The organism is Microthrixaceae bacterium, assembly GCA_023957975.1.
Classification (GTDB): domain Bacteria; phylum Actinomycetota; class Acidimicrobiia; order Acidimicrobiales; family Microtrichaceae; genus JAMLGM01.
The window spans coordinates 415933-442052 of the sequence record JAMLGM010000001.1 but is presented as its reverse complement, the minus strand read 5'-3'; the positions used below and the strand labels follow the sequence as shown (position 1 = coordinate 442052).

20 protein-coding genes are annotated in these 26120 nt (G+C 66.5%); 14 read left to right on the top strand and 6 right to left on the bottom strand.

Annotated elements, in window-relative coordinates:
• Positions 1–12: 12 nt before the first annotated feature.
• On the bottom strand, positions 13–1062 hold the full coding sequence (locus M9952_02190; GenBank protein ID MCO5311731.1) for a hypothetical protein: 1050 nt from the start codon (positions 1060–1062) through the stop codon (positions 13–15).
• A gap of 81 nt (positions 1063–1143) precedes the next feature.
• Positions 1144–5760 (bottom strand): DEAD/DEAH box helicase, encoded by a 4617-nt coding sequence (locus tag M9952_02185; protein ID MCO5311730.1) that lies wholly within the window; start codon positions 5758–5760, stop codon positions 1144–1146.
• A 25-nt stretch (positions 5761–5785) separates the two neighbouring features.
• Here M9952_02185 and M9952_02180 point away from each other — a divergent pair, with 25 nt between their 5' ends.
• Both M9952_02180 and M9952_02175 read left to right on the top strand, forming a co-directional pair.
• Complete coding sequence (locus M9952_02180; GenBank protein ID MCO5311729.1) at positions 5786–6478, top strand: metal-dependent transcriptional regulator; 693 nt, start codon at positions 5786–5788, stop codon at positions 6476–6478.
• Positions 6475–8013 (top strand): carboxylesterase family protein, encoded by a 1539-nt coding sequence (locus tag M9952_02175; GenBank protein ID MCO5311728.1) that lies wholly within the window; start codon positions 6475–6477, stop codon positions 8011–8013. Before M9952_02180 ends, M9952_02175 begins: the two co-directional genes overlap by 4 nt.
• Before the next feature lie 40 nt (positions 8014–8053).
• On the opposite strand, the gene M9952_02170 is transcribed toward M9952_02175, so the two are convergent.
• Complete coding sequence (locus tag M9952_02170; protein ID MCO5311727.1) at positions 8054–10117, bottom strand: AAA family ATPase; 2064 nt, start codon at positions 10115–10117, stop codon at positions 8054–8056.
• Positions 10118–10253: 136 nt separating this feature from the next.
• Here M9952_02170 and hemE point away from each other — a divergent pair, with 136 nt between their 5' ends.
• The 10 genes from hemE to M9952_02120 all read left to right on the top strand — a co-directional run bounded on the left by hemE (position 10254) and on the right by M9952_02120 (position 22136).
• Positions 10254–11303, top strand: coding sequence for a uroporphyrinogen decarboxylase (gene hemE, locus M9952_02165; protein MCO5311726.1), 1050 nt, complete (start codon positions 10254–10256; stop codon positions 11301–11303).
• Positions 11300–12214 carry a ferrochelatase gene (gene hemH, locus M9952_02160; protein ID MCO5311725.1) on the top strand — a complete coding sequence of 305 codons (915 nt, stop codon included), beginning with the start codon at positions 11300–11302 and terminating at the stop codon, positions 12212–12214. Before hemE ends, hemH begins: the two co-directional genes overlap by 4 nt.
• Positions 12211–13563, top strand: coding sequence for a protoporphyrinogen oxidase (gene hemG / locus M9952_02155; GenBank protein MCO5311724.1), 1353 nt, complete (start codon positions 12211–12213; stop codon positions 13561–13563). Before hemH ends, hemG begins: the two co-directional genes overlap by 4 nt.
• Before the next feature lie 16 nt (positions 13564–13579).
• The gene (gene lnt / locus M9952_02150; protein ID MCO5311723.1) at positions 13580–15124 is read left to right on the top strand and encodes an apolipoprotein N-acyltransferase; all 1545 of its coding nucleotides are present in this window, start codon (positions 13580–13582) and stop codon (positions 15122–15124) included.
• A 57-nt stretch (positions 15125–15181) separates the two neighbouring features.
• Complete coding sequence (locus tag M9952_02145) at positions 15182–16927, top strand: hypothetical protein (GenBank protein MCO5311722.1); 1746 nt, start codon at positions 15182–15184, stop codon at positions 16925–16927.
• 206 nt (positions 16928–17133) lie between these two features.
• Positions 17134–18417, top strand: a complete 1284-nt coding sequence (locus M9952_02140; GenBank protein ID MCO5311721.1) for a hypothetical protein — start codon at positions 17134–17136, stop codon at positions 18415–18417.
• Positions 18418–18620: 203 nt separating this feature from the next.
• Complete coding sequence (locus tag M9952_02135) at positions 18621–19898, top strand: glycosyltransferase family 4 protein (protein MCO5311720.1); 1278 nt, start codon at positions 18621–18623, stop codon at positions 19896–19898.
• 9 nt (positions 19899–19907) lie between these two features.
• Positions 19908–20666 carry a class I SAM-dependent methyltransferase gene (locus M9952_02130; GenBank protein ID MCO5311719.1) on the top strand — a complete coding sequence of 253 codons (759 nt, stop codon included), beginning with the start codon at positions 19908–19910 and terminating at the stop codon, positions 20664–20666.
• A complete protein-coding gene (locus M9952_02125; protein MCO5311718.1) occupies positions 20653–21729 on the top strand; it encodes a hypothetical protein in 1077 nt (358 codons plus the stop codon). The genes M9952_02130 and M9952_02125 overlap by 14 nt, the downstream gene beginning before the upstream one ends.
• Entirely contained in the window at positions 21726–22136 is a 411-nt protein-coding gene (locus M9952_02120; protein MCO5311717.1) for a hypothetical protein, read from the top strand. Before M9952_02125 ends, M9952_02120 begins: the two co-directional genes overlap by 4 nt.
• 22 nt (positions 22137–22158) lie before the next feature.
• Here M9952_02120 and M9952_02115 read toward each other — a convergent pair whose 3' ends face one another.
• On the bottom strand, positions 22159–22827 hold the full coding sequence (locus tag M9952_02115; protein ID MCO5311716.1) for a class I SAM-dependent methyltransferase: 669 nt from the start codon (positions 22825–22827) through the stop codon (positions 22159–22161).
• A gap of 23 nt (positions 22828–22850) precedes the next feature.
• Positions 22851–23363 carry a GtrA family protein gene (locus tag M9952_02110; GenBank protein MCO5311715.1) on the bottom strand — a complete coding sequence of 171 codons (513 nt, stop codon included), beginning with the start codon at positions 23361–23363 and terminating at the stop codon, positions 22851–22853.
• 84 nt (positions 23364–23447) lie between these two features.
• Here M9952_02110 and M9952_02105 point away from each other — a divergent pair, with 84 nt between their 5' ends.
• Together M9952_02105 and M9952_02100 are read left to right on the top strand one after the other, a co-directional pair.
• The gene (locus M9952_02105; GenBank protein MCO5311714.1) at positions 23448–24341 is read left to right on the top strand and encodes an acyl-CoA thioesterase II; all 894 of its coding nucleotides are present in this window, start codon (positions 23448–23450) and stop codon (positions 24339–24341) included.
• A 160-nt stretch (positions 24342–24501) separates the two neighbouring features.
• A complete protein-coding gene (locus M9952_02100) occupies positions 24502–25620 on the top strand; it encodes a PQQ-dependent sugar dehydrogenase (GenBank protein MCO5311713.1) in 1119 nt (372 codons plus the stop codon).
• Positions 25621–25648: 28 nt separating this feature from the next.
• Here M9952_02100 and M9952_02095 read toward each other — a convergent pair whose 3' ends face one another.
• A complete protein-coding gene (locus M9952_02095) occupies positions 25649–26107 on the bottom strand; it encodes a GNAT family N-acetyltransferase (protein MCO5311712.1) in 459 nt (152 codons plus the stop codon).
• Positions 26108–26120 lie beyond the last annotated feature (13 nt).

Genomic DNA, 26120 nt, shown 5'->3' with positions numbered 1-26120 from the left:
GGGCGGCCGATATCAGAGCTTGCTCTGCGCTCCGGACGCGCCGCCGCCAGCGCGCAGGGCCACCTCTCGGGTGTCGATCGGCACCATCTTCGAGCCAGTCCCCACTCCGCCGAGCAGTTCGGTGAAATAAACCACCTCGTCGACGCGCACCGCCGCCCAGTACCCGTCGGTGATCGCTTCCTGAGGTGAAGACGCGTCACTGCTGCGGAGCTCGATCGACTCGGTCGCCGTTCCGAGCAGGTCGCGGTGATGAGCGACCACGGTGCCGCCCATCGGTTCGGACTCCACCCACGTGAGCACGGTCGCGTCGGCGGACAGCGCCAACGAGGTCACCGTGGCGCCGTCGGCCGCGCCCTCGAGTGCCAACGGCATCTGGGCCGGGTCCGTTGCGGTGCCGAGCTCACAGGTCTCCCCTTCCCCGATACACACGGCGACCATGGCGGCCTCGACATCGATAGCGAATGGACCGGACTCCCAGCCGTACCAGTCGGCGGCAGCAACGAGCTCGCCGGTCTCCAGGTCGACGAGACCGACGAGCAGGTCGCTTCGGTCGGTTTCGAAGTCAGCCGTCCTGGCCGGGTCGACGAAGCCCGTCACCACCACCGGTCGTTCATTCCAGGTCCCGAGCGCGAAGAGCCGAAGCGCGCTGCCCAACACGACCGCATCCTCAGTCCCGGCGGCCACGCGCTCGATCGCACACGCGCGTTCGGATCCGTCGGTGCATCGGAGATAGATCACTCCGCCCGCCCCATCGTCGAGCGGCGACCGGAACACCTCGGAGTCATCCTGCGCCTCAGCCACGACGACCCCCGCGTCGTCCTGGACATTGTGCTCGGTCGCGATCCAGAGCCCGGGCAACTCGTCGACCTTCGTTCGCGTCGTCGGGGTCTGGGCCCCGACCGTCGTGGTCGGAGTGCTCCCTTCGACAACGGTGGTCGTCGGTTGGGTCCGGGAGCGCTCGAGTGTCGACGATGAGCCGTCGCTGCACGCCACCACCAACAGCACCGACGCTGCGACCAACATCCCCAGAACCCGACCGCTTCGACCCTGACCCTTCGGCATCGTCCGATCATGACAGTCCGCGGGTCGCCCCATCGACATGTTCCTAAGCCCGCTCGCAGGACGAGCACGGCGCCGCGCTGCTCACCGCCGAAGCACCATTCCGCGGTACCCCTCGGAAAACCCCGCCGTGCGCAGCACCTCCACCCACGGGCCTGCCGACGCCGGCCGACCGTCGATGTCGACGATCTCCAGCTTGTCCAAGCGCCCGATGCGGAGCGCGTCGACGACGGTGTCGACCCAGACCGAACTCGATGAGGCCGCTGGGAAGGTCACCACCTTGCGGCCATTGCGGTCGAGCCATGCGATCGGCTCGCCCGCACACAGCACCACCCGAGCACCTGCGGATCGGGTCGGTCGGCCGTCGTTGTCGGGCCATGCCAGCACGGCGCCATAAGGCTGAGCGGGGTCGGTCGCGGCGAGCAACACCGCGGCAGGCGCGCTCATCGCGTCGTCGGGTTCGGATCGCATCGAACGAAGTCGATCGACCGCTGCGTGCGATGCGAACTGAGCGGCTCCCAGGCCGGCGACGAAATAGCCACGGCGAATCTGTCCCTGTTCCTCCATCGCCTTCAGCACCGGATAGACCCCGGCAAATCCCGCCGCCACTCCCTCGGCCAACGCCATCTCGCGGGTGAGCACGCCATAGCGGTCGAGCAGTTGTTGCGCGACCGCATGGGCGATCTCGGTCGAGGTCGGGGCGCTGGCCACCAGGTCGGTCACCAGCGACCATCGACCGACCGCGCTCGGCGGGGTCGCGGCCAATGCGCGAAGCCCACGGCTTCGTCGCCGAGGCGACGAACCGGAGCGCTTGGGCCCGATCCGAGCGCGCAACGCGGCGAACGAATCGTTGGTCACCTCGCCGTTCCAGACGAGATCCCACAAAGCATCGCCCACGGTGGCGTCGTCGTACACGAGACCGGCCGCGGCCACCTCTCCGACGAGGTCGGCCCAGAAACAGGCGCCACGCCGACCCAGCGCCGCCCGCAACACGACGTGATGGTCACCGGCGGGGGCAAGGTCGGGGTCGACCGAGGCGATCGCCGCGCTCAACAACGCCCGATCGGTGCGATACACCAGCCGAACCCTGCCATCGCTACCTTGGCGCGACCCGCCGATCGAACCGGCTCCGACCCACACCACCTCGCCGCGGGTGCACAACTCGTCAAGGTCTGCCGGCCGATAGTCACCCACCCGCGTCGCCATGATGTCACGGTCGAGTGACGACGCGACGAGCGGGACTCCGGCGAGTTGGCCGACGACATCGGCAACTGCATCGATCCCGCGGTCGAATCGTCCGACGCGCTGCCAGTCGGGCAGAAACCGCCCGAGTACCTCGGGATCGACCGCCTCGACCTCGCGGCGCAACGACGCCAGGGTTCGCCGCCGAATCGTCCGCAACACCTCGGGGTCGCACCACTCGTCGGTGACGCCGTCGGGACGAAACGCGCCGCGTAGCAACGACCCGTCCTCCTCCATCGCCCGCAGGATCGCCTCGGTGGTTTCGTTCGACAACGCGAAACGCTCGACGAGATCGTGAGTGAGAAATGGGCCATGCGTGCGGGCATACCGTTCAAACAACGAACGCAGGGGCGCATCGTGGGACTCGGTGAACGCTGCGGGGAGTCCGAGCGGTAGCGCCACCCCCAAACCGTCTCGCAGTCGACCGGCATCGGCGGCGTCAGCGAACACGCGCCGGTGCCCGATCGCGACCTCGATGACGCGGCGCGAGGCCAACAACTCGTCGATCGCCCGGCGCAGCGCCGCCGTCGACGCGAGCGGGCTCAACGGTTCGAGGCGCGGGCCGAACTCGTCGACCTCGAGCGGGCCGAGCACCCGCAACAGGTCGTGCAATTCATCGAGGTCGCGGGCACGGCGCCCCTGCGCGCGACGTTGCAGTTCGTCCTCGACCGCGGCGACGACCTCGGCGTCGAGCAGCGAGCGCAACTCCTCGCTGCCGAGCAGCTCTCGCAACAGGTTCTTGTCGAGGCCGAGCGCGGCGGCGCGGCGCTCGGCGAGCGGAGCATCTCCCTCGTACATGTACACCGCGATCCACGAGTACAGCAGTGACGCGGCGAACGGCGAGGCGACGTCGGTGTCGACCGAGACGACGCGGATTTCCTGCGAGCGGATCTTGGTCATCAGATCGACGAGCGACGGCAGGTCGAACTCGTCGTTGATGCACTCGCGGGTGGTCTCCAACAGGATCGGAAAGGTCGGGTACTTCGACGCGACGCTCAGCAACGTTGCCGCCTTCTGTCGTTGCTGCCACAGCGGGGTTCGCTTATCGACCCGCGGCCGGGGCAACAGCAACGCCCTGGCCGCCGCCTCTCGAAACCGGGACGCGAACATCGCGGTGGTCGGCAGCATCGACACCACGACCTCGGTCACCTCGTCGGGATCGAGCATCAGGTCGGCCGGATCGAGCACCTCTTCGGCCTCGGGTAGCCGAAAGATGATCCCGTCGTCGGACCACATGATGTCGACGTCGCCGCCGCCGGCCGCCTGGAGTCGCTGACGAATCGCCATCGCCCACGGCGCATGGACCCGCGCCCCGAACGGGGTGAGCACGCAGATACGCCAGTCGCCGATCTCGTCGCGGAACCGTTCGACGACGATGGTGCGGTCGTCGGGCACCGCCGTGGTGGCGGCCACCTGTTCGTCGAGGTAGGTCAGCAGGTTCTCCGCAGCCAGGTCGTCGCAGAAGTGTTCCTCGTGCAGTCGCCGCCGGGCGGCGTCGCGGTCGATCGAGCGGATCTCGCGGGTGAAGCGCCCGACCGCACGGCCCAACTCGACGGGGCGCCCCGGGCCGTCGCCGTGCCAAAAGGGCATCTTGCCGGGCAACCCCGGGGCCGGGGTGACCACGACACGTTCGAAGGTGATGTCTTCGATGCGCCAGGTGGTCGCCCCGAGCAGGAAGGTCTCGCCCGGGCGACTCTCGTAGACCATCTCCTCGTCGAGTTCGCCGACCCGCGTCCCGTCGGGCAGGAATACCCCGAACAGGCCGCGGTCGGGAATGGTGCCGGCGTTGGTCACCGCCAGGCGTTGTGCCCCCGCACGCGAGCGGATGACCCCCGACGAACGGTCCCACACGATTCGAGGTCGGAGATCGGCGAACTCGTCGGAGGGGTATCGCCCGTCGAGCAGATCGAGGGTAGCGTTGAGGAGCTCGTCGCTCAGGTCGCCGAAGGGGGCACTCGCCCGCACGACCGAGCGCAGCTGGGTCCAGGTGACGTCGTCGAGCGCGACCATCGCCACGATCTGTTGGGCCAACACGTCGAGTGGGTTGCGCACGAATCGGGTCGTTTCGATGTCGCCCGATGCCATGCGTTGCACCACCACCGCTGTCTCGAGCAGGTCGGCGCGATGCTTCGGGAAGAACCGACCGCGGCTGGGAGCGCCGACCTGGTGGCCCGCCCGGCCGACGCGCTGCAGCCCACTCGCGACCGACCCCGGGGACGCGACCTGCACGACGAGATCGACCGCACCCATGTCGATGCCGAGTTCGAGCGAGCTGGTGGCGACCAGCCCGCGCAGCGTGCCGGCCTTCAGCTCGTCCTCGACGACGAGTCGCTGCTCGCGGCTCAGCGAGCCGTGGTGTGCCCGCACCAGTTCGTGGCCCGAAACGGACGGCGACACACCGAAGTTCTCGCCGCCGCGCTCGGCGGCGAGCGCGACGTCGCCGGTGCGGTCGCGTTCCTCCTCCAACTCGTTGAGCCGGGTTGCGAGGCGCTCGGCGAGGCGACGGGCGTTGACGAACACGATCGTGGATCGATGGGCCTCGATGAGGTCGAGCACCGCCGTGTTCACCGACGGCCAGATCGACCGAGGGGTGAGGTCCGACTCACCGACACCGCCCATGTCGTCGACCGGCACGACCACTTCGAGTTCAAGCGGTTTGCGACCGCCTTCGTCGATGATCGTCACGGCTCGCTGGCCACGGAGCTCGCCGTCGGAATCAACCTCGTTGCCGCCGAGAAAGTGAGCGATTTCCGACAGGGGCCGCTGCGTCGCGGACAGCCCGATGCGTTGAGGTGCAGCATCGGCGAGGTCGTGAAGGCGTTCGAGCGACAGCGCCAGGTGCGACCCTCGCTTCGTCGCGGCGACCGCATGGATCTCGTCGATGATGACCGTGTCGACCGAGCGCAGGGACTCTCGGGCCGCGCTCGTCAGCATCAGGAACAACGACTCGGGGGTCGTGATCAAGATGTCGGGAGGATGGTTGACGAGTGCACGCCGGAGCGATGCCGGGGTGTCGCCCGTGCGCACTCCGACCGTCGGCTCACGAAACTCGACACCGAGACGCTGTGCCGCCAGGTTGATACCGCGAATCGGAGCACGCAGGTTCTTTTCCACGTCGACCGCCAGCGCGCGGATCGGCGAGAGATACAGCACCGTCGTTCGTTCGATCGCCTTGCCCGAGCCCTTCTGGGAAACCGGACTCGACCCCAACCGGTCGATCGCCGCGAGAAACGCCGCCAGCGTCTTGCCCGAACCCGTCGGCGCACACAACAGGACGTTTCGGCCGGCCGCGATCTCGGGCCACGCGCGCGCCTGGGCCTCGGTGGGTTGACCGAAGGTGGTGGTGAACCACGCCGTGGTCGGTTCGCTGAACTCGGCGAGGCCCATGGCCGGAACGATACCGCCGGGCACCGACAGCGAACGTCTGGCACCGCTCGAGCGAATCCCGTTGTTCGGCATTCCTAACACGAGATAGCATGCGGACATGACGAATGCTCGGAGACCGTCGCGCGGCAACAAGGCAGGCGAGTTCCACCCGGCCTTCGAGGAGTATTGCGAGGCGATCTTCGAACTCCAGGAAGACGACCTCGACGTCATCCAGGCCCGGATCGCCGAGCGCCTGGAGATCTCGCGACCAGCGGTGTCGGAGATGATCCGCCGGATGGCGAACGAAGGCCTCATCGTCATCGGCGACTCGATCACGCTGACCGAGGAGGGCCAACGCCTCGCCGAGGCCGTCGTGCGTCGCCACCGGCTGGCCGAACGCATGCTCACCGACGTGTTGGGACTCAGTTGGGCGCTCGCGCACGAAGAGGCCGGCAAGTGGGAACACGTCATCAGCCCACTCGTCGAGGAACGCCTCGCCGAGCTGCTGGGAAACCCGTCGACCTGCCCGCACGGCAACCCGATCCCGGGATCGAACTATCGCCCCCCCGAGACCATCGCGTTGGCCAACCTGCCCGTCGGCACGACGTTCACGGTGCGTCGAATCCCCGAAGAACTCGAATTTGCCGACGGCATGTTGGACTTCCTCGAGGACCACTCGCTGCAACCCGGCAAGCAGGGAACCGTGGTGTCGAGCGGACTCCGAGGTGAACAGGTCGTCGAGATCGCCGGGGCCACCGTCGCGCTCGGAGCCTTCGCGAGCGAACGGATTCTGGTAAGCATCGGTCCATGACCACCCAGCAGGATCACAGCACACTCACGGTCGACACCGCGGCCGGAACGGTGCGGGGGCAGTGGCTCGACGGGGTCGCCCGATTCGCCGGCATCCCCTACGCCGAGGCGCCGGTCGGGGCGCTTCGCTTCCGTGCACCACAACCCCGAAACCCCTGGCAGGGCGTCTTCGACGCCACCGAATTCGGTCCGATCGCACCGCAGAACCCCTCGTTCATGGACCTGCTGTTCGGCCTCGAACCGGAACCGCAGAGCGAGGACTGCCTGAGGCTGAACATCTACACCCCCGATCCCGGACTCAGCGGCGACGAGGCACTGCCCGTCATGTTCTGGATTCACGGCGGCGCTTTCGAGATGGGCAGCGGGTCGACCTCGATCTACGACGGCACCGCGTTCGCCAAACAGGGGGCAGTGTTCGTCTCGATCAACTACCGCCTCGGCCCGCTCGGGTTCCTCGAACTCAGTGGTCTCGACGACGAGTTCCTCGGTTCCGGCAACGCCGGCCTACTCGACCAGATCGAGGCGCTGCGATGGGTGCAGACCAACATCGCCGGCTTCGGTGGCGACCCCGACAACGTGACCGTGTTCGGCGAGTCGGCCGGGTCGATGAGCACCTCGCTGCTCATGAGTTCCTCGCTCACCGACGGGCTCTTCCACCGAGCGATCTGTCAGTCCGGTGGCGTGAATGCCGCCCGCGACCTCGAATTCGCTAGGACCGAAGGTGCCGAGGTGATGCGCCTTGGCGGGTGGTCGAGCGTCACCGAAGCCCAGAACGCGCCCCTCGCCGACCTGCTCGCAGTCCACGCGACGATCATGGCCCAGCGATGGGGAAACCCCAACGCCACCCTCGCCGAATCGGGCGAACTTCTCGCTGCCATGGCCTTTCGACCGGTCCGCGACGGCCACGCCGTTCCGACCGACCCGCTGGCCGCGATCGCCCAAGGCGCCGCAGCCGGTGTCCCGCTGGTGATCGGACACAACCGCGACGAGTGGCGTCTGTTCGCGCTCCTCATGCCGGGCGCTGAGACCGAGGAACAACTCGTCGAGCGCGCCACCCTGCTCGGGGCCGACGCCGCCACCCTCATCGAGGCCTATCGCATCGATCATCCCGAGGCGTCACCCGCCGAGCTCGAATGCGCGATCATTACCGACATCGTCTTTCGAGTACCGACCGCCGAATTGGCTGCCGCACATTCGTCACACGCTCCGGTGTGGCAATACCAGTTCGATTGGGAGAGCCCGATGCTCGGGGCGGCACACGCGGTGGAGTTGCCGTTCGTGTTCTCGCAACTGCACGACACCCGCCTGGCGCCGCTGTTCGGACCCGAGCCACCTCAGCAGGTCGCCGATGCCATGTCGAACGCCTGGGCAACCTTCGCCCGTGACGGCATCCCCTCGATCGCATCACTCGACTCCTGGCCGCATCTGCCCGGCAACGGCTCGCGCCCGGTGGTGCGCTTCGATGTCGAGACCACGCTCGACGACAACCCGCTCGCGGCCTCGTTGGCCTATTGGCTGCGCGGGGCAAACGGCTAGGTCGGCGAGCGGCCGACCGATCGGGCGAACCGGCGAGCGGCTAGAGCGGTTCGACGAGCACGTCGGGGAGCGGGCCGACGTGCAGCAACGACAACCGCTTGGTCGCGCGGGTGAGCCCCACATACAGCGCCTGCGCGCCCCGGAACTCCTGGTCGAGCACCGCCTCGGGCTCGATCACGATCGTGGCGTCCAACTCCAACCCCTTCACCAGCGTGATCGGTGCGACCGTGACCTGGTGGTCGAATCGCCCGCGGTGCGCCCGCCCGAAGTCGACTCCTCCCGACGTCAATGCGTCCTCGACGCGGGCGATCCACGAGGTGGCGCAAATCACTGCGACGCTTCCTGCGCCGATTTCCGCGACCTCGCGTCGGACCGCGGTAGCCAAGGCCTCGGCGAACCTGTCGACGGTAGTCGCCTCGATGATCGGCTCGTCGCCGACCTCTCGGATCGACCTCGGTGGGCGCAGACCGGGGGCCGCGAGGCGAAGCACGCGACTCGCCAGTTCCATCGCCGGCGCCGGCACCCGGTATCCGATAGCGAGCTCGGTGAACCGAGGTGAGCGCTTGGCCGGCAGGTTGGCCAGCACCGAGTCCCAACTGTCATGGGCGGAGGCCGAGGTCGCTTGAGCGATGTCGCCCACGATCGTCATCGAGCCGTTCAGCGATCGCCGATCGATGACCCGCAACTCCATCGGCGACAGGTCCTGGGCCTCGTCGACGACGATATGACCATAGGTTCGTACGGTCTCGGTCTCGCGGAATTTGGGTCGCGGCCCGAGCAGTTCGAGCGCTTCGTCGAGCAACGGGACATCGTGAACGCTCCAGACGATGTCGTCCGCGTCGTCGGCCCGGGAACGCAACAACAGCAGTTGCTCGGTGTCGCTCAACCACTTGTTGGCGGCGAGACGAGTCAGGCCTTTCGAGGAAAACAGGTCGTTCAGTAGTTGCGCCGGCGACAACGTCGGCCAGACCCGTTCGACGATCTCGCGCGTCTCGGGCAAGGACCGGATCCGGTCGCGTACGACGCCGGGGTCGAGCGGCTCGCGCATCTTCGACGCCACCAGCGCGTAGAACCCCTCCAAGAACGCCTTTCGGCCACCGTTGTGGGTGCGGGAGCGCCGCCGCGTCTGCGAGATCAACTCGCGGGTGTCCTCCGGGGTGATGCGGAGGCGTTCGACCCCGAGCGGGATGACCGCGGTCTCGCGCAACGGACGTTGACGATCGCGCACCGCCTTGGCGATCACATTGCACATGCGAAGGTCGCCCTTGAGGCGGGCCGCCTCCGGCGGGTCGAACCCGGTCGCCCGAACGTTCGGAACCAGATCGGCGATGACGGCGATCTCGACCCCAGCCTCGCCGAGGGAGGGCAATACCTGCTCGATATAGGAGAGGAACAGACGGTTCGGACCGAGCACCAACACGCCTTGGCCTTCGAGGGGGAAGCGGTGGGTGTAGAGCAGGTACGCAGCCCGGTGCAGTGCGACGACCGTCTTTCCGGTGCCCGGCCCACCCTGCACGACCAACACCCCGGAAAGCGGCGCACGAATGACCTCGTCCTGCTCGCCCTGGATCGTCGCGACGATGTCGCCCAACTTGCCCGACCGTGCGGTCTCGAGCGCGCTGATCAATGCGCCCTCACCGTTGACCCGACCGTCGCCGAGACGGTCGCGGGCCTCGCCGAAGAACTCGTCCTCGATGCCCCGCAGCACCTTGCCCGACGATGCGAAGTGGCGACGCCGTGACAACCCCATCGGATCGTTGCCGGTAGCTCGGTAGAAGGGCTCGGAAACCGGCGCGCGCCAGTCGACCACGACCGGTTCGGCACGTTCGTCGCTGACCGCTATGCGACCGATGTAGTACCGCTCGCCCGATTCGAGGTCGATCCGCCCGAAGCACAACGACTGGTCGCCAAGGTCGGTCTGGGCGAGCCGATGCTGAGCGCGTTCGATGAGCACGTCGCGTTCGTAGCGCGCCTGAAAAGTTCCACCCCGATCCGCTTCGGGGTCGCTGCCGACCGAGCGGGCACGCTCCCGCGTCCGCTCGAGGCAGTCATACGCACGGTCGATGTACGCCTGTTCGGCCTCGAGTTCGGACTTGGTCGGCATGCGCGAAACACTCCGGGAGGGTCACCATGGAAAATCGGGGGTAGACGAGACTAGCGGACCCATTCGCCCGTCAACGACCGCGATCTGAGCGGCTCCCCGTCGCGGCCGAACCCCCGAGCACCGATAGCTTGGTGTGGTGACCTCACCGGCTTCGCCATCCGATCCATTCCTCGCCGCGGCACGCAGCGAACCACACGACCGCATCCCCGTGTGGTTCATGCGACAGGCGGGCCGCTCCCTTCCCGAATACCGGGCGATTCGCGGGTCGGGCTCGATTCTGCATGCCATCGCCCAACCGGACCTGGCGACCGAGATCACGCTGCAACCGGTACGTCGCTATGGCACCGACGCCGCGATCCTGTATTCCGACATCGTCACCCCGGTTCACGCCATCGGGTTCGGGGTCGACATCGTCCCCGGAGTCGGGCCGGTGGTCGAGCGCCCCTTCGAGCGGGCCGCCGACCTCGACCGGCTCCGCCCGCTCGAAGCGGACGTCGACACCCCCTATGTCATCGAGACGGTCAAGAATCTCGTCGCCGAGTTGCCCTGCCCACTCATCGCGTTCGCGGGTGCTCCGTTCACCGTCGCGAGCTACCTGATCGAAGGGCGTCCGTCGCGCACCTACACGAAGGTGAAGTCGCTCATGTACCGCGATGAGGCGCTGTGGCACCGGCTGATGGATCGGCTGGCCGACCTGGCCATCGCCTCGGTCACGAGCCAGGTGACCAACGGCGCGAGCGCCGCCCAGATCTTCGATTCATGGGCGGGAGCGCTCTCTCCCGACCAGTACCGACGCTTCGTCCTGCCGTCGTCGCAAAAGGTGTTCGACGGAATCCGCTCGTTGGGCGTGCCGACGATCCACTTCGGCGTGCACACCGGCGAGTTGCTCGGACTCATGGCCGAGACCGGAACCGACGTGGTCGGGGTCGACTGGCGCACCCCGCTCGACGCAGCACGCCGCCGGGTCCCGGAGCGGTGCGCGCTGCAGGGCAACCTCGATCCCGCCGTCGTCATCGCCGGCTGGGAGGCAACCAGGGCCGAGGCCGAATCGATCCTCGTTCGAAACGCCGGACATCCGGGCCACATCTTCAACCTGGGACACGGAGTTCTTCCCGAAACCGATCCCGGTGTGTTGGAACAACTGGTCGCATGGCTGCACGAGCAGCCCGCCGGAGGCCGACCATGAACCAGCGGATCGGCGTGTTGGTGATGGCCTACGGCACTCCGGGATCCACCGAGGACATCGAGGCCTACTACACCCACATTCGCCATGGTCGTCCGCCCGAGCCGACACAACTCGCCGACCTGACGGCACGATACGACGCCCTTGGCGGCACCTCCCCGCTCGCGGCACGAACCGAGGCGCAACGAGCCGCCATCGCCGACGCGCTCGACGCCACCGACCCTGGCCGCTTCGTCGTCGCACTCGGCCAGAAGCACACGTCCCCGTTCATCGAGGACGGCGTCGCCACCCTCGCGGAGTACGACGTCGATCGCATCATCGGGGTCGTCTTGGCCCCCCACTATTCACGCGCCTCGGTCGGCGAGTACCACGCCCGCGCCGCAGAGACCGCCGGCGAGCGCGACATCGAGTACGTGGGAATCGACGACTGGTACGCGCTCGACGCCCACGTCTCGTTCCATGCGAGCGCGCTGCGGGTGGTGCTCGACGAGATGCCTCAACGCACCAAAGTCGTGTTCAGCGCTCACTCCCTGCCCGAACGCGTGCTGGTGGACGACCCCTACGCCGACCAACTCTTCGCCGGCGCCGAGCTCATCGCGACCCGTGCCGGGCTGGCCCGTTGGGCAGGATGGGGGATCGCCTGGCAAAGCGCCGGACGAACACCCGAACCGTGGCGGGGACCGGACCTGTTGACGGTCATCGACGACCTGGCCGACACCGGCCGAGCCGAAGGCATCGTGGTGGTGCCTCACGGCTTCACCTCCGATCACCTTGAGGTGCTCTACGACATCGACATCGAAGCGTCGCGCCATGCGGCCCGCCGGGGACTCGAGTTGCGCCGTCCTTCGGTGGTCAACGCCGACCCGGCCGTGATGGGCGCGCTCGCGGCACAGATCCGGGCGCTCGCCTCGTGACCGACATCGCAGTCGTCGGGGGCGGGGTGTCCGGACTCGCCGCGGCATGGGAGTTATCCGCACACCCCGACGTTCACGTCACCGTCGTGGAATCGTCGAACCGCTTGGGTGGCAAGATCCGCACCGAACCGTTCGTGGGCCGCGAGGTCGACCTGGGACCCGATGCGTTTCTGCGGCGCGTCCCCGACGCGCTGGCCCTGTGCGCCGAAATCGGCCTCGACGATCTCATCGCTCCGGCCCACGGCACAGCTCGCGTCTACCTCGACGGCGCGCTGGTCCCGATCCCCACCGGCCTCGTGCTCGGCGCACCCGCCCACTTCGACGATCTCGACCGTTCCACGATTCTGAGCGCGGCCGGACTCGAACGCGCTCACGGCGAAGCGGGGTTGGCGGGATTGCCGATCGACGAGGACGCCGCCATCGGAGGTCTCATCCGGGCTCGCTACGGCGACGAGGTGGCCGAGCGACTCGTCGGCCCGCTACTCGGAGGAATCGCCGCTGGCGACCTCGACGAGATGAGCCTCGACGCGTGTGCTCCGCAGCTGGCTGCGGCCGCACGGCAAGGGCCGTCGATGACCGCCGCGCTGCGGTCCGCGCTCGAATCAACGACGTCGACCGCGGGTGTCGAGCCGGTCTTCGCCGCGCCTCGAGGCGGGATGGAGGTGCTCATCTCCACACTGATCGAGCGCCTCCGCGAACGGGGGGTCGAGTTTCGCCTCAATACCCCGGTCGACCGGCTCCCCGATGCCGACGGCGTGGTGCTCAGCGCTGATGCGGCGCTGCATGCGAAGTTGCTGCGCGGTCGGGTTCCCGAGGCAGCCCAGCTGCTGTCGTCGATCGAATTCGCGTCGGTTGTGTTCACGGCCATCGCATTCGCCGCCGACGATCTCCCCACCGACCTCGATGCCTCGGGGTTCCTCGTCCCCCGAGGTGCCGGGCTCACCGTCACCGCCGCGTCGTGGTCGTCCACCAAGTGGGCGCACCTTGCCGGCGATCCGGCGATCCTTCGCGTCTCGATGGGACACCGCCACGATCATCGCTCGATCGATGCCTCCGACGATGAGGTCATCGCCACCATCCGCCGCGACCTGAACACCACCATGGGGATCACCGCGGCGCCGGTCGACGTTCGAATCGCACGGTTCCGGAAGGGATTTCCCCAGTACCGGGTCGGCCACCTTGAGTTGACCGAGCGGGTCGAACAACTCCTGGCAACAGGCGCGCCGCGGGTCGCGTTGTGCGGCATGGCCCATCGCGGTGTGGGGATTCCGGCGTGTGTTCGCGAGGCGCGTCGAGCAGCGAGTGGGCTGATCGATCGCGTTCAGAACCTGGGGCACGACTCGCGTTGAACACCCGATTGCTGCCATGCTGAGCGCCGTGAACGTGACCCCGCCAAGCTCTCGGGCTGCCCGAATCGCGCTCTCGCTCGGGGCCGGATTGGCGATGTGCGCCGGGCTTCCGCCGTGGGGATGGTGGCCCCTCACGATCGTCGGTGTGGCGGTTTGGGCGCTCCTGTTGCACGACCAGCCGGCACGAGCGCGGTTCTGGATCGGCGCCGGAGTCGGCCTCGCGCTGTACCTGCCGTCCACGATGTGGATGGTGAAGATGACACCGCTCGGTTGGCCGATCGGCGTGTCGATCTGGTTCCCACTCGTGTTCGGTCTCGTTTCCGCGTCTTGTCCGCCGTCGGGTGTCGCGCTCGCACTCCCCGGCGCCGTGGTGCTCGCCGAGTGGGTCCGCTGGCACGCGCCGTTCGGTGGTGTGCCGCTGTCGATGTTCGCGTACACCCAGGCCCGAGGCCCACTGCTGCCGGTTGCCCGCATCGGCGGCACCCTCGCGGTGTCCGCAGCGGTCGCCATGGCCGGAGTGGCGCTCGCCGGGCTGGTTCGGCGTCACACCTATCGAAACGCGGCGATCACCGCTGCCGCGCTCATCCTCGTGACCCTCGGTGGGGTCGTCGCCCCGCGCGGCACCGCCACCAGCCAGATTCGCGTCGCTGCGGTCCAAGGTGGCGGGGAACAGGAGACCGAGCACTTCGCGACCGACTACGACGAGGTCCTGCAGCGACACATCGACACGTCCCTCACCCTGAGCGGCCATGCGGACCTCGTCGTCCTGCCGGAGAACATCGTGAACGTCAATGGGCGGTGGGAGACCTCATCGGAACGGGCACGTCTCGTCGAACTCAACCGCAAACTCCAGACCACCCTCATCGTGGGGGTCGTCGAGGATCGAGACAGCGCCGATCACTTCTGGAACTTCGCGACCGCGCTCAATCCGAACGGCAACGACGAAGGTCGATACGACAAGGTGCGCCGCGTGCCGTTCGGTGAGTACGTCCCGCTGCGCGGACTCATCGCACGATTCGCGTCGGGCCAACTTCCGGGACGCGATGCCGTCCCTGGCGACCTGCCGGCAGTCCTGCACACCGACCTCGCCACGATCGGCGTCGTCATCTCGTGGGAGACGTTCTTTCCCCGACGCGTCCGCGACTCGCTCCATCACGGAGCGGAGATTCTCACCAACCCGACCAACGGTTCGAGCTACTGGCTCTCCCAGGTGCAGACACAACAGGTCGCCTCCTCGACCCTGCGCGCGGTCGAAAGCGGCAGGTGGCTGGTTCAGGCCGCCCCCACCGGGATGAGCGCCATCATCGACCCAAGCGGCAATGTCGTTGCCCGTTCCGGGATCGGCGAGGCAACCGTCCTGGAGGCGACTGCGGAACTCCGAACCGGCACCACGCTCGCGATGCGCTGGAACGAAGTACCGGTCCTCGTGCTCTCCGCGATCGCCGTGGCATTCGCGTGGAGGCGCCACGCGACACGGAAAAACCCCGAATCCTCGGGGGAAGATCGTTTTCAGGTTCCCTCTGGTAATGGTGAGGACAACCCGCTACCGTCCAACGCCTAGGTAGACACGCGTCCGCATGTCTACGGGCGAACACCGAACGGACTTTCCGGGGGAGCTATGAAGGTGAAACGTTGGATTGCGGTCGGCCTCACAGCCGCCGTCGCAACCGTGGGCCTTGAGGCCATCGCACCAGTTGGTGCTGGCGCCACAGCGGTCAGCATCAACTGTCAGGGGATCACTGGCGATAACGCCTCGTCGTTGGGCGACTCGAAAGCGACGCTCGGACTCCTCTCATCGATCAGCCCCGGCGGCGGCTCCGGGCTCTCCTTCCCGGCCGAGATCACGACCAACGCCCCGGCAAAGGTTCAGCCCAACGCAGGTCCTTTCAACGCCGACTTCAACTTGACGATGACGATGCCGGCATCGTTGATGGGCCCCGCCCGCGACCTTCTCGGTCTGTCCGCGGTCACCGTCACCGACGCCACCTACGCGATCCAGGCGAGCGGCGCTGCGAGCACGTTGATCTCCAAGACCGTGCCGTCTGAGGTCATCTCGCTGACGTCCAACCCGGTGGTCATCCAGCAGTCCATGTCGGGAACCATCACTCCCACGGGTCCGGGAGCGATCATCTACAGCGTCTCCGCGTCGACTCGCCTGACCATCGCCATCAACCAGTCGGTCGCCGGAGTGCAGATCAACGCCCTCACCGTGACCTGCACCGGCGGCAACGACATCGGCATGACCGCGGTACAGATCCCCGGGTCGCCCAACGTCGCCCAGCCGCTCAACGTCGCTGGCTACACCGCCGCGGTGACGGGCCTTGGGCTTCTCGGCTCGAACATCACCCCGGACAACAACAACGCGATTCACCCGGACACCCTCGCGGTGACCGCCCAAGCGCCGAATGGTGGATACACCGCTGTCGGTGGTGGTGCAGCGTTCTTCCTCGCCCCACAGGAGCCGGGCTACTACGTCGCCAACTACAACGTCTGCGCCGGATCACTCCCCGTCGCGGCCATACCGGGCGCCAACGCGACCCAGACCCTCACCTGGCCCGAGAGCTATGCCGACAAGGGGCTCAACGCCCATCCGCTGTCGATGAGGCTGGGCTTCAAGGGCCAGACGACGAGCCCCATCTCGCTCGCTCAGCTCAACGGTCAACCGTCCCCGAGCAACGAAAAGATGCTCGACTTCTTCCACCGCTTCTTCGGCAAGTTCGTCGCTCCGTCACCAACCGCCGTGCAGACCGCGCTGGAGAAGCTGTCGACGATCGGTAAGGGGAACGTCAAAGTCACCCGGCACGAAGGCGGCGGCTACGACATCGAGTTCGTCGGCTCCTTGGCCGATGCTCCGCAACCGGCGATCGAGATCGCCGAGTGGAACACCTGGCTTCCCTCCGACGGTCTGGCATCACTCATGGCACTGATGCCCGGTGCGAGCGGCGGCGAGGCGGGCGGCGCGGCCCCGAAGACGGCCGATCAACTCAACAACGAGTTGATGAGCGGCGCGATCAAGTTCGACGAGTGGCTCGAGGGCCAGGGCGAACTGCTGAAGGCCAACATCATCGCGGGCGCAACAACCCCCGAGATGATTGCGAACATCACCGCCATGTTCCCCAAGAGCCCCGAAGTTGCCGTGGTCAACGCCGGCAAGACGACGATTCCCGCCTCCGAAACCGGGCCGCTGTGCAGCCCGTTCCAGATCGGCTACTTCATCGTCCCCAATCCTTTCCTCGCTGCTCAGGTTCAGTCTGCGACTGCAACACGGACCAAGAAGGTCAAGCGCTGCAGCTACAAGAAGGTGAAGTCGAAAGGCAAGTGGGTCAAGAAGCGGGTCTGCAGGACGGTCACCGTCAAGGCCTAACCGCCATCATCAAGGACCATTGAACGTAAAGGGGGGAGCGACGCTTCGGTGTCGCTCCCCCCTTTACGTTCTGTCCGAACTCCCTGACGAAACCGCCCTCCGACATGCGTCGCTCCAACGAGTGAAATTCGACACAAGTGCCGATATGCGTTTAAATTGCACGTCGCGCCGACCTTGGGCGAGGTCGGTATCGTTTGGAGGATCCAGTGAAGTTGTCTCGGACCCAACGCGTCGCTGCAGCTGTGACGCTCATCGCCACAGCGGGCGCAACGGGCATAGCCATGGCGCCGGCCGGAGCGATCACCCAGGTCGTCTATTACACATGTGCGGGCGCAACCAACGACACGGCTGGCAAGATCTCGGTCGGCAACCGTTGGGTCAACTCCGCCACCATGCTGACGGAACTACAGAAGTACGACAGCAGCATCGAGCTTCCGTTGATTGTGCCCGTGACCGTCGACGCGAACGCTCCGGCCTCGGTCAACGCCGCAGGCGCCGCCACCGCCACCTTCGACTATGCAATCGATGTCCCGCAGGCGCTGGTGGACACGGTGAAGAAGCTGAACAAGTACAGCATCAAGGTCGGAGCGGGCAACATCTCGATGAAGACCTCCGGGGCCACCCCGGCGCAGGTCAACAAGGACCTTGAGCCCCGAACGATCAGCCTCAACCAGCCAGGAGCGATCTCGATCAGGGAACAGCTCGCCGGCAGCTTCACCCCGACGCCGGGCGCGTATGTGATCGACTACCTCGCCGGGCCCGCCAACGTGCGCCTCGACCTCAATTTGTCGATTCCCGTCTTCGGCGACCTCAACCGCCTGAACCTTCAGTGCGATGTACCGGCGCCGCGAGTGTTGAGCCGCACGGTCATCGCTGGCAACGCTTCGACGACTGCTGCACCGACGACCGCTGCACCAACTACCGCTGCACCAACTACCGCTGCACCGACCACCGCTGCACCGACCACCGCTGCACCGACCACCGCTGCACCAACTACCGCTGCACCAACTACCGCTGCACCAACTACCGCTGCACCAACTACCGCTGCACCAACTACCGCTGCACCAACTACCGCTGCACCAACTACCGCTGCACCAACTACCGCTGCCCCCGCCGGCGATGATGTCGTCACGGTAGCGATCCGTGGTGGGCTGAACTACAACGCCTCCAGCAGCCTGACGAGCGGCAACTTGAAGGTCGCGCTCACGAATCGGTCGGCTTCCGCCATCTCCGGCAGTGGCACCTACCCCGGCGTCAACGGTGGCACGGCGCGAGTCACCGTGAACGCCTCCAATTTCTTGTGGTGGAGCTTCGGCACCATCTCGGTGAACGACCCCGGAGCAGGAATTCGCAACCTCTCCACGCCCCTGGTCTTCGCCTCCCCGGTCTCAGGGTCGTTGAGTTCCGCCAGGGCAACCGGCAGCTGGTTGACCTGGAACGACGGCCTGGTCAACTACACCGTCGCCATCACCGTTGCGGACAACGGCTGAGAGCAACTGAACACCCCTGGGAATGAATCGTCCGGCGGGCGGGGTTCATACGAACCCCGCCCGTTTCACGTCCCAACCCCACCCCCCGGCCACGAATTCGATCACTCGAACATCGCGCCCAGAATTCCACAACACATCGATCGCCGAGGTGGCTGCTCGCAGGGTTTGACCGGCGCCTGCCTGGGCAGGGAAGCTGGTTTGTTATGCAGAACAACTCGAAGCGACGGCCAGGTGACGACGATCCCCTCCGGATCGCGTACCTGACGTATCGGGGGAAGCCGCATGTGGGTGGGCAGGGCGTCTACACACGCCACCTGACCAAGGCACTCGTCGACCTCGGGCACTCCGTCGAAGTGTTGTCGGGCCAGCCCTACCCGATTGTCGACCCGCGGGTCCCGCTCGTTCAGTTGCCCAGTCTCGACATCTACAACGACCACTTCCCGATGCGGATGCCTGGGCTCTGGGAACTCAAGAACTGGACCGACTTCGCCGAGGTGACCGCGTTCAGCACCGGAACCTTTCCCGAGCCCCTCGCGTTTTCGCTGCGAGCCTGGGACCACCTCAAGCACCGCGTGAACGAGTTCGATCTCGTCCAGGACAATCAGTGCCTCGGCTACGGCCTGCTGGCAATCGAGTCCGCTGGGCTTCCAGTCCTCGGAACGATCCACCACCCCATCACCGTCGATCGCCGCATCGAAATGGAACACGCGGAAACGACCTACCAACGCCTTTCCAAGGCACGGTGGTACGCGTTCACCAAGATGCAGACCCGAGTGGCGAAACGCCTCAAGCGAATCATCACCGTCTCCCAGAACAGTTTCGACGACATCTGCCGGACCCACGACGTGAGTCCCGACAAGTTGTTCGTCGTGCCGGTCGGGGTCGACCCGGATCTGTTCAAGCCGCTCGACGACATCGAGCGCAAGCCCTTTCAGATCATCTCGACGGCCTCGGCCGACGTCGCCATGAAGGGGCAGCGGTTCCTTCTCGAGGCCCTCGCGAAGCTCCGAGCCGAGTTCCCCGAGCTCAAGCTCGTCATCATCGGCAAACTCAAAGAGGGTTCCGCGGCGAAACGGACGATTGAAGAGCTTGGCCTCGACGGTGTCGTCGAGTTCGTTTCCGGCGTCCCCGACGAACGAATCGTCGAGATGTACAACGAGTCCACCTGCGCGGTGGTGCCCTCGTTGTATGAAGGATTCTCCTTGCCGGCGATCGAAGCGATGGCCACCGGATGCCCTCTCGTCGCGACCACCGGTGGGGCGCTGCCCGAGGTCACCGGCAAGGACGGCGACACCTGCTACTCGTGCGAACCGGCCAACAGCGACGCGCTCGCAGCGGCGATCCGTCGAGCGATCGAGAATCCGGACGACTCGAAGCGAATCGGCATCGCCGGACGCGAACGGGTTATCAGCCGCTGGAGTTGGCGACACACCGCGGTGCGCACCGTCGACCATTATCGTGCGCGACTCGCGTTGAGCTAGGACCTGCCCGTGTTGACCATCGACTACGACCGCCTCGATCTGCAGCCCGGCATGTCACTGCTCGACATGGGGTGCGGGGCCGGCCGCCACAGTTTCGAGGCGTTTCGACGCGGGGCCCAGGTGGTCGCGCTCGACTATTCCTTCAGCGACCTCGAATCGGTCCGCGACCTGTTCTGGGCGATGCACGAGACCGACGAGGTCCCCAGGACCCACCATGCTCAGGCCGTTCGTGGCGACGGCTACCAGTTGCCATTCGCGGATGACACCTTCGACCGCATCATCTGCTCGGAAGTCCTTGAACACCTGAACGACGACGCCGCGGCGATGGCCGAACTTTTCCGGGTGCTGAAGCCGGGTGGGCGTATCGCCGTGTCCGTTCCCACGTGGTTGACCGAGAAGATCTGCTGGACCCTCTCAGCCGAGTATCACGCCCCCCTCGCCGAGGGTGGTCACCTGCGCATCTACACCGAACGACTGCTCCGTGAGCGCCTGGAAACCACGGGGTTCACCCTCGGGGAGTCCCATCGAGAGCACGCGCTGCACTCTCCTTATTGGGCGCTGCGCTGCATCGTCAGCCCAACCAATTCCTCACATCCGCTCGTCAAGGCGTACCACGACTTCCTGGTGTGGGACATGATGAAGGCACCTGCCATCACACGGGCTGCCGACCGCCTCCTCAACCCCATCCTGGGCAAGGCCGTCGTCGTCTACGGAGAAAAGCCGAACACCCCAACTCACCGTAGGAGCGACGACCGTGTGGCTGCATGATGTCGACGGCATCGTCACGGCCGACCAACTGAGCGAAACCGTCGACTACATCGCATCCCTGCAACTTCCGAACGGAATGGTCCAGTGGTTCGAAGGCGGTCACGCCGACCCGTGGAACCACACAGAGGCGTTGATGGCGCTGGCCCTCGGCGGACGGATCGACGAAGCCCGGCTCGGATTCAGTTGGCTTCGCGACCTTCAACGCCCCGATGGCGCCTGGCACCAGTACTACCTCGCCGACCGCGTCGAACAGGACAAGCTCGACGCCAACGTGATCGCGTACGTCGCCGCTGGGGTATGGCACCACTGGCTACTCACCGGGGATCGCGCCTGGCTCGAATCGATGTGGCCGATGGTCGACCGGGCGATCGGGTTCGTGCTGGAACTCCAGACACCTCGAGGCGAGATCATCTGGGCCCGCCACGCCGACGGGACTCCGTGGACCTTCGCACTCCTCACCGGTTCGTCATCGATGTTGCACAGCATCCGCTGCGCGGTCGCTATCGCCGACACCCTGGATCAAGCCCGACCGGAATGGGAGTTGTCCGCCGCGCGGCTCGGCAACACGATCCGCAACGTGCCCGAGGCGTTCGCTCCCAAGCACCGTTGGGCGATGGACTGGTACTACCCGGTGCTGTGCGGGGCGATCGTCGGCGAGGCCGCCCAACAGCGCATCGATGAGCGCTACGACGCGTTCGTCGAGGAATCCCGGGGCGTGCGGTGCGTGTCGGATCGACCGTGGATCACCGCGGCCGAGACCTGCGAGTTGGTCATGGCCTTGTTGGCGATCGACGATCGCGAACGCGGCGAGGCCCTGTTCGGCTGGGCCCAGCGGCATCGCGATGACGAGGGCCGCTACTGGACCGGCATCGTGTACCCCGATGAGGTGCACTTTCCGGGTGGCGAGCAGTCGTCGTACACCGCTGCTGCAGTGGTGCTGGGGGCCGACGCGCTTGCGGCCAAGAGCCCTGCATCGCACCTGTTCACCGACCACGGCGCGTTCCCTGCACTGATCGATATCGGGGCCGACGACGCCGTCACCGAGCATTCAGGAGACGCGTGAACGCGGCTGGGTTCGCGCACCGCGTGCGAGCCTTTGGGGCGGCCGCGTTCGTGGCACTTGCCATCGGGCTGTTCAGCGCAGCGCCGCACGCTGGGGCACAAGACGACGGCAGCGAAATCGCGACCACGACGACTCCGGCGGCGTCGAGCGCGACAGAGCCCGAGTTGCGCCCGGGTGAGGCCCCCTCGATCATCCCGGTTCCACACTCCTCAGGAGACTACGAAGTCCAACCCGGCGAGCCGGGCAGCGGGGAGCAGTACCTGGTCTTCGCGGTGATCATCGGCGGACTCGCGACGATCGTCATCGCCGTGACCCTCGAGTCACGCCGCAAACGCGAGGAGTTCGGCACCAAGATGCCCGACCCCACGACGATCTACGAACAGGACGATCCGACCGCCGAGCGTTAGCGCCGCCTGGAGGCGTCGGCCGTCAGTCGAACCGCTTCGGCTCTGGTCGGTGAACCCGAGCGTTGTCGGCTCGCGCCAAGACCCTCAACGAGCCGGTGGCCGAGAGTTCGGTGAAGTTCCCCGACTCCAACGCCCGGAGGTAGATCTCATAGGGTGGACGGCCGCCGTCGGAAGGGTTTGGAAACACGTCGTGGATGGCGAGAATTCCGCCGGGGGCAACGTGAGCGCTCCAGCGTTCGTAATCACGATGCGCCGGCTCCTCGCCATGCCCACCGTCGATGAACAGCAGGGCCAGCGGCGTCGTCCAGAAGCGGCTGAGGGTCGGAGAGTCGGCAACGACTGCCACGACATGGCGTTCGAGACCGGCATCGTGGATCGTGCGCCGAAAGATCGGCAACGTGTCCATCTTGTTCACCGCGGGATCGACAAGGTCGGGTTCGTGCCATTCCCAACCCGGTTGGTTCTCCTCGGATCCGCGGTGATGGTCGACTGCGAACAACACGACCTCACCGGCTCGCGCCGCGGCCCCGAGGTAGACCCCGGACTTACCGCAGTAGCTTCCGATCTCCAACAGCGGGAGGCCCGGCACCCGACGTGTCGCCTCGAGGCCCGCCTCATACAGGGCATCACCCTCGTCGATCGGCATGAAGCCACGCGCCGCCTGAGCGGCACTGCGCAAGGTCTCGTCCATGGGGGCCTCGTTGCCGGTGCCCGTCACAGCGGAAGCTCGCCGTGAAGGTCTTCGAGGAACTCCCTGGGCGGTTCTTCGCCGTGGTGGGTCGCTTTGAACAGCCAGCGGTCGAGAAACACGTACCGGGCGACCCAAACGATGCCGTAGCCGACGAGCTGAGCGATGAAGATGGCGAAACCGTGCACCGCCTTACCACGGTCTTCGGGGAACCATTGCCCGGCCAACCAGACGAAGCCCATCGCAAATCCGGTCCCGAGCACCGCTGCGCTCCAGAACACGATGACCTCGGTGGTTCGATTGTCCTTCGACTTATCGCGCCACACCATGAACTTGTTGGCCAGGTAGTTCGGGATGGTGAGGATGCATGCCGAAATCAGCACCGCCCAGTACTCGCGAACCTCGAACACCCAGCGCAGCACCTGAACCAGCACCTGTCCGAGCGGCACGAACACCACCGAGACCGCGGCGTAACGAAGCTGCTTTCGGCCCTCGTCGCTCCTGGCGTGCTCGATCAGTCCCGAGGGAGTCAGCTTCACGACGTGAGATCGTATCGCCCTGACGACGGCAGTCCGAATCAACGACGATCCGTTCATCCGTCGGCGTCGGGCAAGATGGTTGGCATGGATCAGGCCGCCGTGGATTCGTTGATCGTTCTCTTGGACCTCGAACCGATCGAGGTGAACATCTTTCGAGGTCAAAGCCCCGACGAGGAGCGCCAGCGCACCTTCGGCGGCCAGGTCGCCGGGCAGGCGCTCGTTGCGGCGACCCGGACCGTGGAGGCTGGGTTCGGCGTCCATTCGCTGCACGGATACTTTCTGCGAAGCGGCGATGTCGGGGTCCCGATCCTGTATGAGGTCGCGCGAATTCGCGACGCCCGAAGCTTCTGCACCCGTCGGGTTCAGGCGATTCAACACGGACGTCCGATCTTCGGGCTGACCGCGTCGTTTCAACGCGCTGAAGAGGGCTATGAGCATCAGGTGCCAATGCCGTTGGGTCTGCCCGAACCCGAGTCGCTACCGGACTTTCGCGACCGCATGGCCCCCTACCGCCACCTGTTGGGCTCCTGGTACGACCGGCCGCGGGCCATCGACACCCGCTACTGCAACTGGCAGCCGCCTGATGACCGCTCGCCGGGGACGTTGATCGACGATGTCTGGTTTCGCGCCAACGGCGTACTTCCGGACGACCCCGTGCTCCACCAGTGCGTGATGGCCTATGCCTCCGACATCACGTTGCTCGACACCTCGTTGAAACCCCACGGCGGCAGCGGGTTGGGCGATGTGTTCATGGCCAGCCTCGATCACGCCATGTGGTTCCACCGCCCGTTTCGCGCCGATGAGTGGCTGTTGTATCACCAGGACACCCCAACAGCGCAGGGCGGGCGGGGGCTCGGCCGTGGGCTGATCTTCAGTAGTGACGGAACCCTGGTCGCGTCGGTGATGCAGGAGGGGGTTATTCGTCCGGCTCGCGTGCCGGTGCTGAGGCCCGACGCCGACGGGCGTTCGCAGCGGTGAGGTGGTGATGCGCCACCGCCCTACGCCACCCACCCGCCGGTTGGCGGCCGTGCTCGGGGTCTCGGCGTTGGCGACGCTGGGCGCGTGCGGAGACGGAGGTGGTTCCGACACGCCGGACACGGCTCCCGTGGCTTCCGCTGTCACCTCGACGACAGTCTCCGTGACCTCGACCTCCGCACCGGCGACGTCGGCCGCACCGCTCGCGACGGCCCGGGTCACCCTCACCGAAGTTGCCGACGTGGCCGAGGCGATCGCCCTCGCTCGACGCTTCGGCGACGATGACGCGATGTACGTCGCGTCCCGCGACGGGCGAATCGAACGGATACCGCTCGATGGCTCGGACCCGTCGATGTTGCTCGACCTGCGCGACCGCGTCGGCGACTATCAGGGCGAGCAGGGGTTGTTGGGGATCGCTTGGAACCTCGACGGTACCGTGTTGATCGTGTCCTACACCGACGGCGACGACGGCGGTGCGAGCGTGATCGAGCGCTACCCCTTCGAAGCGGGTGCCCAAAGCCCATCGGCCGACCCAACCGAGTTGCTTCGCGTCGCTCAACCCGCCACGAACCACAACGGCGGCCACGTCGAGTTCGGACCGGACTCGATGCTGTACATCGGATTCGGCGACGGCGGAGGGCAGGGCGATCCGGGCAACCGCGCTCAAGACCTGACGTCGTTGCTCGGAAAGATTCTGCGGATCGACGTCGCCGCACCGACCTACACCATTCCCGCCGACAACCCCTATGTCGACGGCCCCGGAGGGGCGCGTCGTGAGATCTGGATCGCTGGGGTGAGAAACCCCTGGCGCTTCTCGTTCGACCAGGCGACCGGTGACCTGTGGATCGCCGATGTCGGCGCGAACTCGTGGGAGGAAGTCAACGTGTTGCGAGCCGCCGACGGCTTGGGACGCGGCGCGAATCTCGGTTGGGACCGGCGCGAGGGCACTCACCCGACCGACGAGGACGACGGGTCGCACCCCGACGGCGGATTTCATGAGCCGATCCTCGACTACGGCCACGACCAGGGAGCGTCGATCACCGGCGGCGTCGTCGTGCGCGATCCCCGCCTCGGCGAACTTGACGGGGTCTACCTCTATTCCGATTTCGCCGCAGCGAAGCTGTGGGGCCTACGCGTCGACGGTGACGCGGTCGTCGATTCCGGAGAGATCGACACGAACGACACGACGATGAACTCGGTCGTCAGCTTTGGCGTCGGCCCGAATGACGAGGTGTACATCGCCTCACTCAGCGGCACGGTCTGGCGGGTCGACCCGGCCTGAGCTGGCCGGGGTCGACACCCGACCTCGCCTATCGCGAACCCTGATAGCGATAGACGTTCGTCTCCCGGGCGACGAAACCCAGCTTCTGATACAGGCGATTCGCCGCCTCGCGACTCGGCCGCGAGGTCAGGTCCACCGATTTCGCTCCAACCTCGTGGGCAATGTCGATCGCACGCCGGTTGAGGGCTTCTCCCACGCCACGGCCGCGAGCCGACTCGTCGACCACCACGTCCTCGATCCAGGCGCGGACCCCGGTGGGGATCTCGAAGACCACCAAGGTCATCGAGCCGAGCACGGTGGAATCCTCCGATTCCGCGATGAGCAGGTGATTACAGTCCGAGCCGGCAATCCGGGCGAGTTGTTCGACCGTCGGGCGCGGCGACGACGAACTCAACTGCGGGAGCAGGCCGACGAAGGCCTCGGCGATGGAGGCGTCGACATCGGCGGCGGAGAGTTCGCGAACGGTCACGGTGGCATCGGTTCCCATGGCTCCAGCGTAC

Excerpts from the sequence above, each read along its gene's own strand:
- lnt (MCO5311723.1), top strand. The coding sequence starts at position 13,580 with ATGCTGAGCGCCGTGAACGTGACCCCGCCAAGCTCTCGGGCTGCCCGA.
- hemH (MCO5311725.1), top strand. The coding sequence starts at position 11,300 with ATGAACCAGCGGATCGGCGTGTTGGTGATGGCCTACGGCACTCCGGGA.
- M9952_02135 (MCO5311720.1), top strand. The coding sequence starts at position 18,621 with ATGCAGAACAACTCGAAGCGACGGCCAGGTGACGACGATCCCCTCCGG.
- M9952_02170 (MCO5311727.1), bottom strand. The coding sequence starts at position 10,117 with ATGCCGACCAAGTCCGAACTCGAGGCCGAACAGGCGTACATCGACCGT.
- M9952_02145 (MCO5311722.1), top strand. The coding sequence starts at position 15,182 with ATGAAGGTGAAACGTTGGATTGCGGTCGGCCTCACAGCCGCCGTCGCA.
- M9952_02190 (MCO5311731.1), bottom strand. The coding sequence starts at position 1,062 with ATGCCGAAGGGTCAGGGTCGAAGCGGTCGGGTTCTGGGGATGTTGGTC.
- M9952_02175 (MCO5311728.1), top strand. The coding sequence starts at position 6,475 with ATGACCACCCAGCAGGATCACAGCACACTCACGGTCGACACCGCGGCC.
- M9952_02095 (MCO5311712.1), bottom strand. The coding sequence starts at position 26,107 with ATGGGAACCGATGCCACCGTGACCGTTCGCGAACTCTCCGCCGCCGAT.
- M9952_02115 (MCO5311716.1), bottom strand. The coding sequence starts at position 22,827 with ATGGACGAGACCTTGCGCAGTGCCGCTCAGGCGGCGCGTGGCTTCATG.
- M9952_02180 (MCO5311729.1), top strand. The coding sequence starts at position 5,786 with ATGACGAATGCTCGGAGACCGTCGCGCGGCAACAAGGCAGGCGAGTTC.
- M9952_02105 (MCO5311714.1), top strand. The coding sequence starts at position 23,448 with ATGGATCAGGCCGCCGTGGATTCGTTGATCGTTCTCTTGGACCTCGAA.
- M9952_02185 (MCO5311730.1), bottom strand. The coding sequence starts at position 5,760 with ATGCCGAACAACGGGATTCGCTCGAGCGGTGCCAGACGTTCGCTGTCG.